The sequence below is a fragment of the Tistlia sp. genome, assembly GCF_040905785.1.
Taxonomy (GTDB): domain Bacteria; phylum Pseudomonadota; class Alphaproteobacteria; order Kiloniellales; family DSM-21159; genus Tistlia.
On the sequence record NZ_JBBDQW010000061.1, the window covers coordinates 86,551 to 104,041 of the forward strand.

A 17,491-nucleotide genomic window follows, 5' to 3' on the forward strand; every position below is an offset into this window, starting at 1 on the left:
GCTTCCTCGACGCCTTCGCGCAGTGGCGCGACGCGCTGGTGCGGCAAGGCCGGCGGCGCGGCCGCAGCCTCTGCCTCGACTGGCCGCTCTGGGCCGAGGGCGGGATGCGCATGGAGCCCGCCGCCCTGGACATGATGCGCCAGGCGACCGGCCTCGAGCCGCTGCCCAGCGACGCCGGCCTGGAGGCTTTCGAGGCGGCGATCGCCGGCGCGGACCCGCAGGTGCTGGTGCTGCACGGCGCGCCCGAGCGCCTCCGCGCCCTGCTGTCGGCGCCCCCCGAGCCCGCGATTCCGGCGGAGACGCGCGTGGCGGAGCCGGCGCCGGCCGACGACGAAGTTCCCGTGGGACCGCAGGCCGGGCAATGGCAGGCCGGCATCGAGCAGATGCTGCTGCGTGCCGTGGCGGCGCTCCAGCAGTTCGACCTGCAGGACCTCGATACCGAGACCGAATGGAGCGACTACGGCTTCGACTCGATCACGCTCACCGAGTTCTCCAACCGCCTGAACAAGGCGCACGGGCTGGACCTGACCCCGACCCTCTTCTTCGAGCACGCGACGATCGCCGCGCTGGCCGCCCGGCTGGCCGCCGACCACGGACCGGCGCTGGCGCAGTCGCTGGGGCTCACCGTCGCAGCGCCCCTCGAGGCGCCCATGGCGCGCCAGGAGCCTGCCGTCGAGGCGGTCCCGCCGCCGGCGCGGGCCGTCCGCACGGAAGAGGACGCCGACGCCGTCGCCATCGTCGGCATCAGCGGGCGGCTGCCGCAGGCGCGCGATCTCGAGGAATTCTGGCGCAACCTGGCCGCCGGGCGGGACTGCATCACCCGCTTCCCGGCCGGTCGGCTGGCGGGGCCGGAGCCGACGGAGAGCCCCTGGGGCGGCTTCATCGAGGGCGTGGGCGACTTCGACGCGCGCTTCTTCGGCATCTCGCCACGCGAAGCGGAGTTGATAGACCCGCAGCAGCGCCTGCTGCTGCAGTACGCCTGGAAGGCCGTGGAGGACGCGGGCTACGCGCCCGGCAGCCTGACCGGCAGCAGCACGGCGGTCTTCGTGGCGACCGCCGCGAGCGGCTACGGCGACCTGATGGCGCGCAGCGGCGCCTCGACCGAGGCCTACAGCTCGACCGGGGTCATCGGCTCGATCGGCCCGAACCGCTTGAGCTACCTGCTCGACCTCCATGGGCCCAGCGAACCGGTCGAGACCGCCTGCTCGAGCGCCCTGGTGGCGATCCACCGGGCCGTTTCCAGCCTCGCCCGCGGCGAGTGCGAGCAGGCCATCGCCGGCGGGATCAACCTGCTGATCAGCGCCGAAACCCATCTCAGCTTCGCCAAGGCCGGCATGCTGTCCCCGGACGGGCGCTGCAAGTCCTTCTCCAGCCAGGCCAACGGCTACGTCCGCGGCGAGGGCGTCGGCATGCTGTTCCTGAAGCGCCTGACGGCAGCAGAAGCGGCCGGCGACCCGATCTACGCCGTGATCCGAGGCTCGGCCGAGAACCACGGCGGGCGCGCCCAGTCGCTGACCGCGCCCAATCCCAAGGCGCAGGCCGACCTGCTTCGCGCGCTCTACACCAGCGCCGGCATCGACCCGCGCACGGTCGGCTACATCGAGGCCCACGGCACCGGCACCGCGCTCGGCGATCCGATCGAGGTCGAGGGGCTCAAGACGGCCTTCCGCGACCTCTACGGCGCCGCCGGGGCCGCGGCGCCGGCGGAAGCCCACTGCGGACTGGGCTCGGTCAAGACCAACATCGGCCACCTGGAGCTGGCGGCCGGCGTCGCCGGCGTCCTCAAGGTCCTGCTCCAGCTGAAGCACCGGACCCTGGTGCCCAGCCTGCACTGCGAGGAGGTCAACCCCTACATCCGGCTCGAGGGCAGCCCCTTCTACCTGGTCCGCGAGACGCGCGACTGGACGGCGCTGCGCGACGCCGAGGGCCGCGCCCTGCCGCGACGGGCCGGCGTCAGCTCCTTCGGCTTCGGTGGGGTCAATGCCCACCTTGTCCTCGAGGAGTACCCGCGGGAACAGGCGCTTGCAGACCGTCCGTCCGAGGAGGAGGCCTTGCCGCGGGCGGTCGTGCTCTCGGCCAAGACGCCGGAGCGCCTGAAGGCCTATGCCGCCTCCCTGCTCGCCTTCCTCGGCAGGGGCGGGGCGGAGACGGGCGGGGCGGAGACGGGCGAGGCGGAGACGGGCGAGGCGGCTTCGGCGGCGCAGTCCCTGCTGAGCGGGCGGCTCCGGGACCTTGCGGCGGAGATCCTGCGCGTCGAGCCGCGGGAGCTCGACCCGGCCCAGTTCCTCGACGGCTACGGCTTCGAGCCGCTGCAGAGGACGCTGCTGCAGACGGCCCTGCAGGAGGCCCTCGGCCTGGAGCTCGGCGCCGCCGCCTTCCTGGAGAACCACAGCCTCGCCGCGATCGCGACCGCCCTGCTGGAGCGGGAGCCGGCGCTGCGCCTGCGCCTGGAGGAAGAGGCGGGCTCGCCCGACGAAGAACCGGCGCGGGGACCGGGCGGCGCGGCGAGGCCGGATATCAGCCTTGCCGACCTCGCCTACACGCTGCAGATCGGGCGCGACCCGATGGAGGAGCGCCTCGGGCTGGTCGTGCGCTCGCTGGCCGAGCTGGAGGAGCGGCTGCGCGCCTTCCTGGAGGACGGCGGAGAGACGGTCGCGGGACTTCTCGTCGGGCGGGCGAAGCAGGGCAGGGGACTGCTCTCGGCCTTCCGCGCCGACGAGGACCTGCAGGAGGCGCTCGGCCAGTGGATGCGGCGCGGCAAGCTCGAGCGCCTGCTCGAGCTCTGGGTCCAGGGGCTGGACCTCGACTGGCAGCGGCTCTACGGCGAGGCCGGCTGCTATCCGCGCCGGCCGCGCCGGATCTCCGTCCCCGGCTATCCCTTCGCCGAGCAGCGGCACTGGATCGAGGCGCGGCCGGCGGCGGCGCCGGCAAGCCCGGCCGCCGCGAGCCTCCTGCATCCCCTGGTCCACGAGAACCTCTCGACCCTGCGCCAGGCCCGCTTCGGCAGCCTCCTGAGCGGCGAGGAGTTCTTCCTCGCCGACCACCGGGTCCAGGGCCGCAGGGTGCTGCCGGGGGTCGCCTACCTGGAGATGGCGCGCGCCGCCCTGGCCCTGGCGACGGCCGACGAAGCGCGGCCGGAGGGGGTCGTGCGGCTGCAGGACGTGGTCTGGGTCGCCCCCGCGGTCGTCGACCGGCCGCGCCGGCTCGAAGTCACGCTGACGCCGGACCAGGCCGGCGGCCTGCGCTACGAGGTGTCGAGCCGGGCCGCGGACGAGGCCGGCGACGGGGAGCAGCAGGTCCACGGCCGCGGCGCCGTTTCGCTCGGCCCGGCCGCCGAGGCGCCGCGGCTCGACCTGCCGGTGCTGCGCGCCCGGACCGCTTCGCGGAGGATCGAGGCCGCGGAGTGCTACGCGGCCTTTGCCGCGGCGGGGCTCGACTACGGGCCGGGCCACCGCGGCCTCGAGGAGCTGCAGGTCGGCGAGGAGGAGGTCCTGGCGCGGCTGCGGCTGCCGGCCGCCCTGGCCGCGACGCTCGACCGCTACGTCCTGCACCCCTGCCTGCTGGACTCGGCCCTGCAGGCCTCGATCGGCCTGACCCTGGGCGCCGCGGCGGAACCGGGGGCCGGGCCGACTCTGGCGCTGCCCTTCGCGGTCGAGAGCCTCGAGGTCTTCGGCGCCTGCACCGCCGAGGCCTGGGCCTGGGTGCGGCCGCGTGCCGGCAGCCTGCCGGGCGCGCGGGTGCGCAAGCTCGACATCGACCTCTGTGACGACCAGGGCCGGGTGCAGGTGCGGATCGCCGGCCTGACCTCGCGGCTCGTCGAGGCCGCGCCCGCCGAGCCGAAGCCGGCCGCCGCGAGTCCGGCCGCGGCCGAGCCGCAGGTCCGGCGCGAGGAGGCTGCGCCGCTCGAGGCCGCCGCGCTGAGAAGCCGGACCGTCGCCTTCTTCAAGGAGCTGCTGTCGACGGCGCTCAAGTTCCCGGTCGAGGAGATCCGGGCGGACGACGCGCTCGATTCCTACGGCATCGATTCCATGATGGTCATGGAGCTGACAACGGCCCTGGAGCAGCCCTTCGGCGCGCTGTCGAAGACGCTCTTCTTCGAGTACCAGACGCTCGGAGAGCTGGTCGACCACTTCCTCGAGGCGCACCGGCCGCAGCTGCTGGCGCTCTTCGCCGCCGACGAGCCGGCCGGCCTGCCGTCGATGCGCGCGATCGAGGCCCCCCTGATCGAGGTGTCCGCGACCCGGCAAGAGCCAAGCCCGCGTCCAGCCGCCCCTGCGGCCGGTACGACGCCCGGCGCCGCCGGGCCGCTCGACATCGCCATCGTCGGCCTGTCCGGGCGCTACCCGCAGTCGCGCACCCTCGATGACTACTGGCGCAACCTGCGCGACGGCCGCGACTGCATCACCGAGGTGCCGGCGGAGCGCTGGGACTGGCGCGCCTTCTACGGCGAAGACGGCGGTCGGCAGCATGCCTGCAAGTGGGGCGGCTTCATCGCCGAGGCCGACTGCTTCGACCCGCTGTTCTTCAACATCTCGCCCGGCGCCGCCGAGTACATGGACCCCCAGGAGCGGATATTCCTGGAGCACGCCTGGATGGCGATGGAGGACGCCGGCTACCGCCGCGAGGACCTGCAGAAGCCGCCGTCCGGCGCCGCCGACGAGGAGGACCTGCCGGCGCAGGTCGGCGTCTACGCCGGGGTGATGTACGGCGAGTACCAGCTCCTCGGGCTCGAGGCGCGCCTGCAGGGACGCGACGTCAACCTCGGCAACTTCTACGCCAGCATCGCCAACCGGGCGTCCTACGCGCTCAACCTGCACGGCCCCAGCATGGCGGTCGACACCATGTGCTCCAGCTCCCTGACGGCCATCCACCTGGCCTGCCAGGATCTCAGGCTCGGGCGCACCGACCTCGCGCTCGCCGGCGGCGTCAACCTCAACGTCCATCCCAGCAAGTACAGCCTGCTCAGCGCCGGGCAGTTCATCTCGGCGCGCGGCAAGTGCGAGAGCTTCGGCGCCGGCGGCGAGGGCTACGTGCCGAGCGAGGGCGTCGGCGTGGTCCTGCTGAAGCGCCTCGCCGAGGCCGAGCGCGACGGCGACCACATCTACGGCGTGATCAAGAGCAGCGCGCTCAATCACGGCGGCAGGACCAACGGCTACAGCGTGCCCAACCCCCGGGCCCAGCAGGCGGTCATCGACCGCGCCCTGCGCGAGGCCGCGATCGACCCGCGCGCGATCGGCTACCTCGAGGCGCACGGCACCGGCACCCGGCTCGGCGACCCGATCGAGATCGCCGGACTGACCCGGGCCTTCGGCCGCCGCTGGGAGCCCGGCACCGCCTGCTGGATCGGCTCCTCGAAGTCGAACATCGGCCACACCGAGGCGGCGGCCGGCATCGCAGCCCTGACCAAGGTGCTGCTGCAGCTGCGCGAGGGCCAGATCGCGCCCTCGCTGCACGCCGAGACGCCGAACCCCAACATCGACTTCGCCTCGGCGCCCTTCCGGGTCAACAGGGAGCTCCGTCCCTGGCCCGCGCCGGTGATCGACGGCCGGAGCCATCGCCGGGTCGCCGGCGTCTCCTCCTTCGGCGCCGGCGGCGCCAACGCCCACCTGCTCGTCGAGGAGTACGTCCCGGCGGAGCGGCCGGCGGCCCGCCGCCCGGCCGCCGAGTCGCCTGCGCTGATCCCGCTCTCGGCCCGCACCGAGGCGCAGCTGCGCGACTACGCGGACAGCCTCCTGGCGTTCATTCGCGAGCGCGGGACGGGCGCGGGGCAGGGTCCCTCGCTGCGCGACCTCGCCTACACCCTGCAGGTTGGGCGCGAGGCCATGCCCTATCGCCTGGCCTTCCTCGCGGTCTCGCTGCCGGCGCTGGCCGAGCGCCTGGAGCGCTTCCTGGCGGGCGACCGGTCGGGCCTTGCGGTCGGTCGCGCCCGCTCCGCCGATGCGGCGCCCGCCGGCCCCGCCGATGCGCCTCTCGCCGAGTTGCCGGCGGCCTGGGTCGGCGGCGCCGCGCTCGACTGGCGCCGGCTCTACCCGGAGACGGAGGAGCCGCCGGCACGGATCAGCCTGCCGACCTATCCCTTCGCGCGGGAGCGCTACTGGATCGCGCTGCCCGAGACCGCCTCGCGCCCGGCGACGCCCGCCGCGTCGGCGCCCGCCGCGCGCCGCGAGGAGCCGGCCGCGGAGACGCTGCTCGCGCGGCCCCTGTGGCGGGCGCAGGAGATCCCCGCGGCAGGCGCCCCCGCCTACGGCGAGCACCGGATCCTGGCGGTCGGCCGGCCGCCGGCGCTGCCGGGCCTGGCGGTGACGCCGCTCGCCTCCGACAGCGACACCCTCGACGGCTGCTTCGGCGACTATGCCCTTCAAGTCTTCGAGGCGCTCGCCACGCTGCTCCGCGGCAAGCCCACGGCGCCGGTGCTGCTGCAGGTCGTGATCGGCGAGGAGGTCCCGGGGTCGGCCTGCCCGGGCAGCCTCTGCGCCGCCCTGGCGGGACTGCTGAAGACCGCCGCCATGGAGAACCCGCAGGTCGTCGGCCAGGTCATCGAGCTCGACGCCGCCGCGCTCGCCCTCGATCCCGAGGCCCTGGCCGGCCTGCTGCGCGCCAACGGAGGGTCGCCGGCCGACCGGCAGGTTCGCTACCGGCAGGGCCGCCGGGAGGTGCCGGGCTGGGCCGAGCTGGAGGCAGAGCCGCGGCCGGCCCCGCCGGCCTGGAGGCAGGGCGGCGTCTACCTGATCACCGGCGGTGCCGGCGGCCTCGGCCTGATCTTCGCGCGCGAGATCGTCCGGCAGGTCCCGGACGTGACCCTGATCCTGACCGGCCGCTCGCCGCTCGACGCGCCGCGCTCGGCGGCGCTGGAGGCCCTGCGGGCCGAGGGCGCCCGGGTCGAGTACCGCCGCCTCGACGTCGCCGACGCGGCGGCGGTCCGGGCCCTGGTCGAGGAGCTGGAGCGCGAGGGCCGGGCGGCCGGGCGGCCCGCCCTCGACGGCATCCTGCACAGCGCCGGGATCACCCGCGACGCCTTCCTGCTGAGGAAGAGCGCGGCCGAGTTCCGCGAGGTGCTGGCCGCCAAGGTCTCGGGCGTCGTCAACCTCGACCGCGCGACCCGCTCCCTGGACCTCGACTTCTTCGTCCTCTTCGCCTCCCTGGCCGGGGCCCTGGGCAACCCGGGGCAGGGCGACTACGCGACGGCCAACGCCTTCCTCGACGCCTATGCCGCCCACCGCAACCGGCTGGCGGCCGGGGCGGCAAGCGACGACGCCGGCCTCCCGCCGCCACGGGGCCGCACGCTCTCCCTCGACTGGCCCCTGTGGCGGGACGGCGGCATGACCCTGGACGCCCGCAGCCAGGAGCAGATGTGGCGCGGCGCCGGCCTGCTGCCGCTGGAGACGGCGGCCGGGATCGCCGCATTCTACCGGGCCCTCGGCGCCGAGGGCGACCAGATCCTGGTGCTGCAGGGCGACGGGCCGCGTCTCCGTGGGCTGTTCCTGGGCGGGCTGTTCCTGGGCGGGCCGGCGGAAACGGCCGACCGCGACGCGCCGGCGCAGGAAGCGCCGGTCGTGGAGGCGCCCGCCGCGGCGCCGCCGGCCGCCGAAGCGCGGGGCGGGGGGAGCGACTCGGCGCTGCTGGCCGAGCGCATCGCGGCGACCATCGCGACGCGGCTTTCGGAGATGCTGAAGCTGCCTTCCGAGCGGATCGAGGAGGACGTGCCGCTCGAGGAGTACGGCCTCGAATCCGTCTCCATGATGAAGCTGACCGACGACCTGGAGAAGCTGCTCGGCCCGCTCTCCCGGACGCTCTTCTTCGAGTACCCGACCATCGAGGCGGTCAGCGCCCATCTCGCCGGGACACACGGCGAGCGCCTCGCCGCGCTCTTCGACCTGGCCCCGGACGCGGCGCCCCCAGCGGCTCCCTCGCCGGTCGCCCCGCCGGCCCCGGAAGCAGCGCCCCCGCCCGCCATGGCGCCGTCCGAAGCCGTTCCCGCGCCGCCGCTCCCGGCGGCAGCCCCGGCGGCGGCCACCCGGGATATCGCCATCGTCGGCATGGCCGGCCGCTTCCCCCAGGCCGAAGACCTGGAGGCCTTCTGGCAGAACCTGGCGCAGGGTCGCGACTGCATCACGGAAGTGCCGGCGGCGCGCTGGGACCACGGCGCCTACTTCGATCCCGACAGGACGAGGGCCGGCAAGACCTACTGCAAGTGGGGCGGCTTCCTGGAGGAAGTCGAGCGCTTCGACGCCGCCTTCTTCCGCATCACGCCCAGCGAGGCGGAGCTCCTCGATCCGCAGGAGCGGCTGTTCCTGGAGACGGTCTGGACCCTGCTGGAATCCTCCGGCTACCTGGGCGAGACCCTGCAGCGCCTCGGCGGCTCGCGGGTCGGCGTCTTCGTCGGCTCCATGACCCAGCAGCACCACGCCTTCCAGTCCGACCTGCTGCGCGAGTCCCTGCTGGTCCTCTCCTCGCCCAGCTCGATCGCCAACCGGGTTTCCTACTTCTTCGACTTCCAGGGCCCGAGCGTCGCCGTCGACACGCTCTGCTCCTCGGCGCTGAACGCCGTCCACATGGCCTGCGAGAGCCTGCTCAGGGGCGAGTGCCGCCTCGCCATCGCCGGCGGCGTCAACCTGACGATCCACCCGAAGAAGTACGTCGGCCTGTCCGCCGCCCAGCTGATCGGCAGCCACCCGGACAGCACCAGCTTCGGCGAGGGCGACGGCTACCTGCCGGCGGAGGCGGTCGGCGCGGTGCTGCTCAAGCCCCTGCAGGCGGCCCTCGAGGAGGGCGACGAGATCCTGGCGGTGATCAAGTCGACGGCGGTGAACCACGCCGGCCAGTCCAACGGCTACCGGGTGCCGAGCGCCTCGGCCCAGGCCGACCTGATCGCCGGCAACTTCGCGCGCGCAGGGATCGACCCGCGCAGCCTCTCCTACGTCGAGTCGGCGGCCAACGGCTCGCCGCTCGGCGACGCCATCGAGCTCCGGGCGCTGAGCGAGGGCTTCCGGCGCTTCACCGACGACCGGCAGTTCTGCGCGATCGGCTCGGTCAAGTCGAACATCGGCCATGCCGAGGCGGCCTCGGGCATCTCGCAGCTGATCAAGGTCGTCCTGCAGCTGCGCCACCGCCAGCTGGTGCCGACCATCAAGGCGGAGCCGCTGAATCCGAACCTCGACTTCGCGCAGACGCCCTTCCGCCTGCAGCGCCGCCTCGAGGATTGGCGGCGGCCGGTGATCTCGCTCGACGGCGGCGAGCCGCGCGAGCAGCCGCGGCGGGCCTCGGTCAGCTCCTTCGGCGCCGGCGGCTCGAACGCCCACCTGATCCTCGAGGAATACGACGCCCCCGCGCAGGACGCGCCGCGGGCGCCGCAGAATGCGCCGCAGCTGATCCCGCTGTCGGCCCGCACCGCGGCGCAGCTGGCGGTCCAGGTCCGGCGCCTGCTGGAGTTCCTCGAACAGCGGCCGGAGCTTCCGCTCGCCGACCTGGCCTACACCCTGCAGACCGGGCGCGAGGCGATGGCGCACCGCCTGGCCTTCGTGGTCGAGGGGCGGGAGCAGCTGCTCCGCACCCTGCGCGCCTTCCTGGGCGAGCCCGGCGAGGGCGCGGCGGCGATCCAGAGCGGCACGGGCGACGACGAGGCGTCGGAGATCCGGCAGCTGCTGTCCGGCCGGACCGGGCGGGCGACGCTCGAGCTGCTGCTGGCCGAGCGCGACCTCGAGAAGCTCGCTCTCTACTGGGCCAGGGGCGCGCGTATCGCCTGGCAGGCGCTGCATATCGATGGCGCGGCGCGGCGAGCCGCCCTGCCGACCTACCCCTTCGAGCGGCAGCGCCACTGGCTGGGCGAGGGCTTCCTGCCGGGCGGCCAGCCGCAGGCGGAGGCTGCGCCGGCCGAGGCCTTCGCCTTCGACGCGGCGTGCTCGCTGCAGGACAACATGGAGCGCTACCTGACCCAGGGCGTGCGCCAGCTGACGGGACTTGCCGCCGAGGCGGTGACCGCGGCCGCGAGCTTCCTCGACCAGGGCCTGGACTCCCTGTCGCTGACGCGCCTGCGCCGCGGCTTCGAGCAGACCTTCGGCGTGACGCTCTCCTCGCGCGACCTGCTCGCCCATCCCTCGCCGGCGACCCTGGCGGCCTTCGCCGCCACCCGCCAGGACGAGCCCGCGCCGGTCGCGGCCGAGGACCCGGGGGTGGCGGAAGCCGCCGGCGGCGAGGCGCCATTGCCCCTGTCCGAGGGGCAGAAGGGGCTGTGGCTGCTGCAGCAGCTGGATCCGCGCTCCAGCGCCTACAACGTGCCGGTCGCGCTGCGCTTCGGCCCGGGCCTGGACGCCGGGCGGCTTCGCCGGGCCTGCGAGCTGCTGCTCCGGCGCTTCCCGGTGCTGGGCTCGGTCTTCGGGCGGCAGGAGGAGGAGCTGACCTGGCGGGTGCCGGCCGATGCCCGGCTGCAGTTCGAGCAGGAGCGCACCGCCCTGGTCTCAGAGGCCGAGATCCTCGAGCTCCTGCGCGCCCGCAGCCGGCAACCCTTCGACCTGGAGCGGGGGCCGCTCCTCCGGGTGCTGCTGCTCTCGCCCGAGGCCGGCGAGCGCAGCTACCTGCTGATCCTGGTCCACCACATCGTCTTCGACGGCCGCTCGGCCATGCTGCTCGTCAAGGCTCTGCTGGAAACCTACGGCCGCCTTGGGAGTGGGGCGCTGCCGGAGCCGCCGATGGCGGCCGGCTACGGAGCCTTCGTGCGCTGGCAGCAGGATTTCCTGGCCGGCAGCCGGGCGCAGGCCCAGCTCGCCTACTGGCAGCGACAGCTCGCCGGCGACCTGCCGGGGCAGCTCCTGCTCGGCGACTACCCGCGGCCGGCCGTTCCGGGCGCCGGCGCCAGCCACGAGGCGAGCCTGGCGCCTGAGCTCGCGCGCCGGGCCGAGGCCCTGGCCCGCTCGCTGCAGGTCAACCTCTCGGTGGTCTTCCTGGGCGCGCTCAAGCTGCTGCTGCATCGCTATTCCGGCGAGGAAGACATCCTGGTCGGGATGCCGACGGCGGGGCGGCCGGAGGAGCGCTTCGAGGGGTCGGTCGGCTACTTCGTCAACCCGGTCGTCCTGCGCAGCCGGCTCTCCGGCGAGCAGGCGGCGGCGGACTTCCTGCGGCACCTGCAGTTGACCCTGGCCGAGGCGCTCGATCATGCCGACTATCCCTTTCCGACCCTGCTGCAGTCCCTGAGGCTGACCCAGGACCAGGCCGGCGCGGTGCCCTATCAGGTCGTCTTCGCCTACCAGAACTTCGTCCAGCAGGCCGACCTGCAGGCGCTGCGCGCGGCGAGCGGGGCGCTGCCGCCGGTCGAACTGCTGCCGGGCCTGGAACAGGAAGGCGGCCAGGATCTCGCGCTCGAGGTCACCCGCGAGGCCGAGGGCTTCCGCCTGCGCATCGACTACGACGCCGCGCTGTTCCGCGCCGACAGCCTGCACCGGCTGATGGCGCACTACCTGCACCTGCTGGACTCCCTCGCCAGCCGGCCGCAGGCCAGCCTGCGCGCGCACGCGCTGCCGGCCGTTCCCCTGGCCGGGGCGACCAGCGGCGACGAGGCCGAGGCGGAGGGGCTCGTCGCGCAGTTCCGACGCCAGGCGGCCCTGACTCCCGAGGCCCCCGCGCTGCTCTTCGAGCGGGAGACCCTGAGCTACGCCGAGCTCGACCGGCGAAGCGCGCGCCTGGCGGCGCTGCTGCGCCGACGGGGCCTCGCCGGGGGCGAGGCCGTCGGCGTCTGCCTGGCGCGCGGACCCGCCGCGGTCGTCGCGCTGCTGGCGATCTGGCGGGCCGGCGGCGTCTACCTGCCGGTCGCGCCCGACCATCCCGTCGAGCGCCTGCGCCACCTCTTCGACGACAGCGCCATGACCCTGCTCGTCGCCGACGCCGCCGCCCGCGAGCGGGTCGCGACCCTGAAGAACGCGCCGCCCTGCGTGGCGATAGAGGATCTGTCCGGGCCGGACGCGACCGCGGACGAGCCGACCCCGGCCGAGCCGACCCCCGCCGAGCCAGGGGCCTGCGCCTACGTCATCTACACCTCGGGCTCGACGGGCGAGCCCAAGGGCGTGGCGATCCCGCACCGGGCGATCGGCCACCACTGCCGAGTGGTGCGCGACTGCTACGGGCTGACGCCCCGGGACCGCATCCTGCAGTTCGCCGCCACCACCTTCGACGCCTCGCTGGAGCAGATCCTGCCCGGCCTGCTGAGCGGCGCGGCGGTGGTCCTGCGGCCGGAGGAGCTCTGGTCGGCGCGGAGCTTCCGGCGCAAGGTCGCCGAGCTCGCCCTCACGGTGATCGACCTGCCGCCGGGCCTGCTCCACGAGCTGCTGCTCGACACCGCCCAGACCTCCGACTGGGCCGCGCTCGCTTCGCTGCGCCTGGCGATCGTCGGCGGCGAGGCACTCTCGCCCGAGACGCTGTCGCTGTGGCGCGACAGCCCGCTCGGCGCCTGCCGCCTGGTCAATGCCTACGGTCCGACCGAGACGACCGTCACCAGCCTGCTCTACGAGGCCGGCGACGCCTGCCGCGAGCCGGGCTTCGCCGGGCCGGTGCCGATCGGGCGCCCGCTGCCGGGCGAAAGCGCCTGCGTGCTGGACCGCTACGGGCAGCCGGTGGCGGTCGGCGTGCCGGGCGAGCTGCACATCGGCGGGGCGGGGCTCGCGCTCGGCTACCTGAACCGGCCGGAGTTGACCCGGGAACGGTTCGTCGAGAGTCCGCTCGACGGCACGCGCCTGTTCCGGACCGGCGATCGCGCGCGCTGGCGCGAGGACGGCAATCTCGAGTTCCTCGGGCGGCTCGACCGGCAGGTCAAGGTCCGGGGCTTCCGCGTCGAGCCCGGCGAGATCGAGGCCGCGCTCCGGGGGCTGGAGCCTATCCGCAACGCCGCCGTGCTGTTGCGCCCGGTGAAGGAGCGCGAGCAGCTGGTCGCCTTTGTCGTTTTCCATGCCGATTCCTCCGAGCCGGAAACGCACTGGCTGAAGTCGGCGCTGGCGGAGAGGCTTCCAGATTACATGATACCGGCGGTTGTTGTTTCCTTGCCGGAATTGCCCGTGACCGCCGGCGGCAAGATCGACCGCAAGGCGCTGGCGCAGCGACAGCTCGCCGCCTTCGAATCGCGGGCGCCGGTCGAGCCGCGCACGGCGCTGGAAAGCGATCTCGCCGCGATCTGGCGCGAGGTCCTGGCGGTCGAGCGGATCGGCGTCTACGACGACTTCTTCGATCTCGGCGGCCATTCCCTGCTGGCGGTTCGGCTGGCAGGCCTCGTCCACAGGCGGCTCGGCCGGGAAATGCCGATCGCTTCGCTTTTCGAGGCACCGACGATCGCGGGGCAGGCGCAGTTTCTCGACAAAGGCGAGCTTTCTTCTTCGCCGCTCGTCTGCCTGCAGCCGAAGGGCGCGGACGCGCCCTGGTTCTGCGTCCACGGGGGATCGGGCAACGTGCTGGCTTACCGCGAGCTGGCGCGCAGCCTCGGCGAGCAGCGGCCGGTCTATGCCCTGCAGGCCCCCGGTGCGGCCGAAGGGGCGCATCCCGGAAGCATCGAGGATCTGGCCGAGCTCTACGTGGCGGCGATCCGGGGCGTTCAGCCGAGCGGCCCCTATCACCTGGGCGGCTGGTCGATGGGTGGCCTCGTCGCCTACGAGATGGCGCGTTGCCTGCGGCGGGACGGGGAAGAGGTGGCGACCCTGGCGCTGATCGACAGCTACACGCCGGAGGCGCTGAAGACGCTCGAGGAGCGGGGGCTCGCCCAGTTGGATCGGCCGGGCGCTGATCGTCCGGGCGCGGAGCGCGCCTTGCTGCTGGCGGCCTTCGCGCGGGAGCTGGGGCTCGAGCCGCCGACGGTTCCGGACCCGGATATCGAGGCGCTGCTGGAGCGGACGCAGCAGGAAAGGCTGCTGCCGCCGGAAATCGAGCCCGCGGAGGTGCGGCGAATGTTCGCCCTGTTCCGGGCCAACGCCGCGGCGATGGACGCCTACCTGCCGGGGCCCTATCGCGGCCGGGTCAGGTTCTTTGCAGCCCGGGACTCCGGCGCCGGCGAGACTCTGGGCGGCTGGTCGACACCGACCGGCGGAGATCTCGAAAGCGTGACGCTAGCCGGCGACCATTACAGCCTGCTCCGGGCGCCGCAGGTGCGGGAACTGGCCGAAGAATTGCGGCGCTTCCTGGCGACAAGCGGAAATTGAGTTGGCGCCCGCGCCGATTCTCTTTCGTGGGGCCGAATGGCAAGGGAACGAGAAAGGCCTCTTGTGCATTTCCACCGAACGGTTACGTTCAGCGTGAATTTCCCCAATGCCATTCGAAAGGGCCCTACATGCCGTCGATCAATCTGGACAAGATGAGCGTTAAAGAACTCAATGAGCTGATCGCCAACGCTCAGGCGAGCATCGCCAAGAAGCAGAAGGAAGAGCGCAAGACAGCGCTGAAGGACGCGCGGAACGCGGCGGCGAAGTGGGGCTTCGATCTGGACGATCTGGTCGGCGGCGCCAAGAAGTCGGCCGGCCGCAAGACCGGCAAGCGCCAGCTCAAGCCGAAGTTCCGCCATCCCGAGAACCCCGACCTGACCTGGAGCGGCGTCGGCCGCAAGCCCAAGTGGGTTCTCGAGGCGGAAGCCGCCGGCAAGATCGAGTCGATGCGCGTCCAGGGCTGAGCGGCCAGGGTGGCGCAGCCCTTTCCGTGTCCGGCGAGGCGCGGGCGGGGTTGCCTGCCCGTCAGGGCGCCCGGTTAGATCGGCCGGCCGCTGCTCAGGGCCGCGGCGCGGCGCCAGGCCTCTAGGTCCAGGTAGTCCTCGCCTATGATGTAGCGGCGCCGGCTGTCGGTCGGCGTGCCGATCGGCAGCGCGCAGAACTCGAAGTCGAAGCTGATCTCGCGGATTGTCTGCAGGCCGCGCAGGAACAGCGGCGTCGGCTGCGCGTAGGCGTCCCGCCAGGTCGTCTCGAAGTAGGCGCGCTGTGGCCAGTCGAGCTCGTCCAGGTAGCGCAGGGAAACCGCCTGGCCGCCGATCAGGGCGGTGAGGGCCGAGCCGAGCACCCGGTAGAGCACGCGGAAGGGCTCCGGCTCGATCTCGACCATGCCGACGTGGGGCAGGGTGGCCGGCGGCAGGGCTTCCGGCCGGAAGGCGTCGCGCGGCGGCCACCCGCCGTCGGCGCCTCTGGCGTCCTCGTACCAGGCGACCAGCGCCCTGAGATGCGGCGACTCCAGCGCTCCGGGCTCGACGCGCCGCACCGCCTTGGGACGGACCGTCCGGGCGGCGGGCAGGCTGGGCGGTCTGAGAGGCTCGCTCGTTCCCAAAGTGCAGAAATCCGGATCTCTGAACGCCTGTGGTGTAGTTGCCCCCAGACGAGGCGGCGATGCCGACGAGCGTCCGCCGATGGCATCGGCCCTCATTCCGGGGCCCTCATTGGGGGAATGCCGAGGAAATGCGTCCCCGAGGCAACGGCTAACAGGGGATTCGGGTTCCCTGGGCGGTCGTGGAGACCTCCGGCTGTGCCCGCAGGCTGCCGACCAGGTCGTAGACCGCGGCCCCCGTGACCGCGCGCACCCGCGCGGCGTAGGGACCGATGTTGGTGCATTCCAGGACCACGGCGTCGAGCCGCCCGGCGCGCGCCAGCAGGCGCGCCGCCGCCTCGGCGACGTCGGCCTCGGCGGCGGCCGGATCGAAGGCCGCGCGGTCCTCGGCGATGGCCGGGTAGAGCGTGCGGCCCTGCTCGAGGCCCTCGACCAGCAGGTCCTCGGACCAGTGGCCGCCGAAGTGGCGCGGCGTCAGGCGCCGGGCGTCGAAGGTCAGGATGCCGAGGCGCGCCGCCGCGCCGTGGCGGGCGCGGACCTGGGGCAGCAGGCTGAGCGCGCTGGCCGCCACCGGCACCGGCAGGGCCGCCGCCAGGCGCGCCTGCAGCTCGCCCAGGAAGCCGCAGCTGGTGGCGATCACGGCGGCGCCCTCGGCGACCAGCGCCCGCCCCGCCGCCAGAATCGCCTCGGCCAGCGCCGGCTCGATCCCCTCGGGGCGCGCCACCGCCGCGACGCTCGCCGCCGCGACCCGGCGATAGAGCACCGGCCGGTCGAAGGAGGCGGGGTTGCCGATGTCGCCGGGCAGGCGCGGGAAGCGCGTGTTCAGCAGCACCACGCCGACGGGGGCCTGGCGCGATGCCGGCGGGGCGGCCGCCGGCTCAGCGGTAGTCGACAAGCTCGACGCGGCGATTGAGCGCGCGGCCCTGCTCGGTACGGTTGGTCGCTACCGGCGCCAGGAAGCCGACGCCGGCCGGGGTCATGCGGCCCGCCGCGACGCCGTGTTCCGCGGCCAGTGCAGCGGCCACGGCGGCGGCGCGCTTGCGCGAGAGCTCGAGGTTGTAGTCGAGCCCGCCCTGGCCGTCGGTGTGGCCGACGATCAGCACCTCCAGATCCGGCTGGTCGGCGAGCAGTCGGGCGATCTCCTGCAGTGCCGGGGCCGAGTCGGGCTCCAGCTCGGCGCTGTCGAAGCCGAAGAAGATGTTGTAGAGCGCGACCCGGCCCTCTGCCTCCAGGCCCTCGGCCATGGCCGCGGCGTCGACCGTCACCAGGCCGGCCGCCATCGGGGTCAGCTCGACGACCTCCAGGTGGCCGTAGACCCGGTCCTTGTCGGCGCCGCCGCCGGCGGTGTTCCGCACGACGTAGAGCGCGGCGTAGAGGTCGCCCTCCTCCGGCCGCGCGAGGCGGGCCACCAGGTAGCGCTGGTCCTTGTAGTTCTCGGCGAACTCGGTGCTGTAGGGGATGGCGGCGTGGTTGAAGTTGCGGCCGCCGCAGGCTTCGTTGGCGCAGGTGAAGAGCAGCTCGAAGCCGCCGGCCGCCAGGCCCTGCTCGTAGTTGCGCAGGATCTCCAGCGTGCTGCGCTCGGGCGGCATGCGGTAGACGATGCGCGTGACGCGGCCCTCCAGCGCCCGGGCGTGGTCGAGGTTCTTCGACAGGCCGCCGTAGGCGCTGGCCGGCTCGACCAGCAGGTGCGTGTCGGTGAAGTCCTCGAGCTGGTAGCGGACGATCTCGGCGTCGGGATAGCGCTGGATCGCCGGGTGGTCGGCCGCGCCCTCGAGGTCCGCCGCGCCGCCCGGCAGGGCCAGGCCGGCGACGACCGCCGCCGCGAGGATCGTGAGAAGCGTTCTGGCCATGGCTTTCTGCCCCCCTCTTGGCGCTCGCGATGAGCGCCGACCGCTGCTCCCCACAACGCCGGCCGGCCACGCGCCCAGTCTAGGCCGCCGCGGCGCGGCGGTCGAGACCACCCCGCGGCCGGCGCATCCACGCCCCTCGACACGCTCGGGACGAAGCGAAGAATCGTGTAAGATCCAATGCTTGTTCGGCGCCGCTCATCTCGCACTTTCGCTTCGCCCCGAGCCTTTCGAGGGGCGTGACGGCGCCGGGTCCGGAAGGATGGCGCGGGGCGGGGCACGCTGGATCACGGATCGCAAGGCTCGCCACCCGGAAGCCTGGCGGCTTCCGGGCTCGCCTAGCGTCCGGGATGACGGGGGAAGCACCGGTGCCT

At 73.7% G+C, this 17,491-nt stretch carries 5 protein-coding genes (1 of these 5 cut by a window edge); 2 read left to right on the plus strand and 3 right to left on the minus strand.

What is annotated here, in order from left to right:
• Together WD341_RS13990 and WD341_RS13995 are read left to right on the plus strand one after the other, a co-directional pair.
• Positions 1–14,168 carry the 3' portion of an amino acid adenylation domain-containing protein gene (locus WD341_RS13990; RefSeq protein WP_368426084.1) on the plus strand. 4,510 nt of this gene lie to the left of the window's left edge, so the window shows 14,168 of its 18,678 coding nt (coding positions 4,511–18,678); the start codon falls outside the window, past its left edge; it ends in the stop codon at positions 14,166–14,168.
• A gap of 128 nt (positions 14,169–14,296) precedes the next feature.
• The gene (locus WD341_RS13995) at positions 14,297–14,632 is read left to right on the plus strand and encodes an H-NS family nucleoid-associated regulatory protein (RefSeq protein WP_368426085.1); all 336 of its coding nucleotides are present in this window, start codon (positions 14,297–14,299) and stop codon (positions 14,630–14,632) included.
• Positions 14,633–14,706: 74 nt separating this feature from the next.
• Here the strand turns inward: WD341_RS13995 and WD341_RS14000 are convergent, their stop codons facing one another.
• From WD341_RS14000 to WD341_RS14010, 3 genes are all read right to left on the minus strand, one after another.
• A complete protein-coding gene (locus WD341_RS14000) occupies positions 14,707–15,273 on the minus strand; it encodes a hypothetical protein (RefSeq protein ID WP_368426086.1) in 567 nt (188 codons plus the stop codon).
• Positions 15,274–15,421: 148 nt separating this feature from the next.
• Complete coding sequence (locus WD341_RS14005; RefSeq protein WP_368426087.1) at positions 15,422–16,105, minus strand: aspartate/glutamate racemase family protein; 684 nt, start codon at positions 16,103–16,105, stop codon at positions 15,422–15,424.
• 43 nt (positions 16,106–16,148) lie between these two features.
• Entirely contained in the window at positions 16,149–17,120 is a 972-nt protein-coding gene (locus WD341_RS14010) for an OmpA family protein (RefSeq protein ID WP_368426088.1), read from the minus strand.
• Positions 17,121–17,491 lie beyond the last annotated feature (371 nt).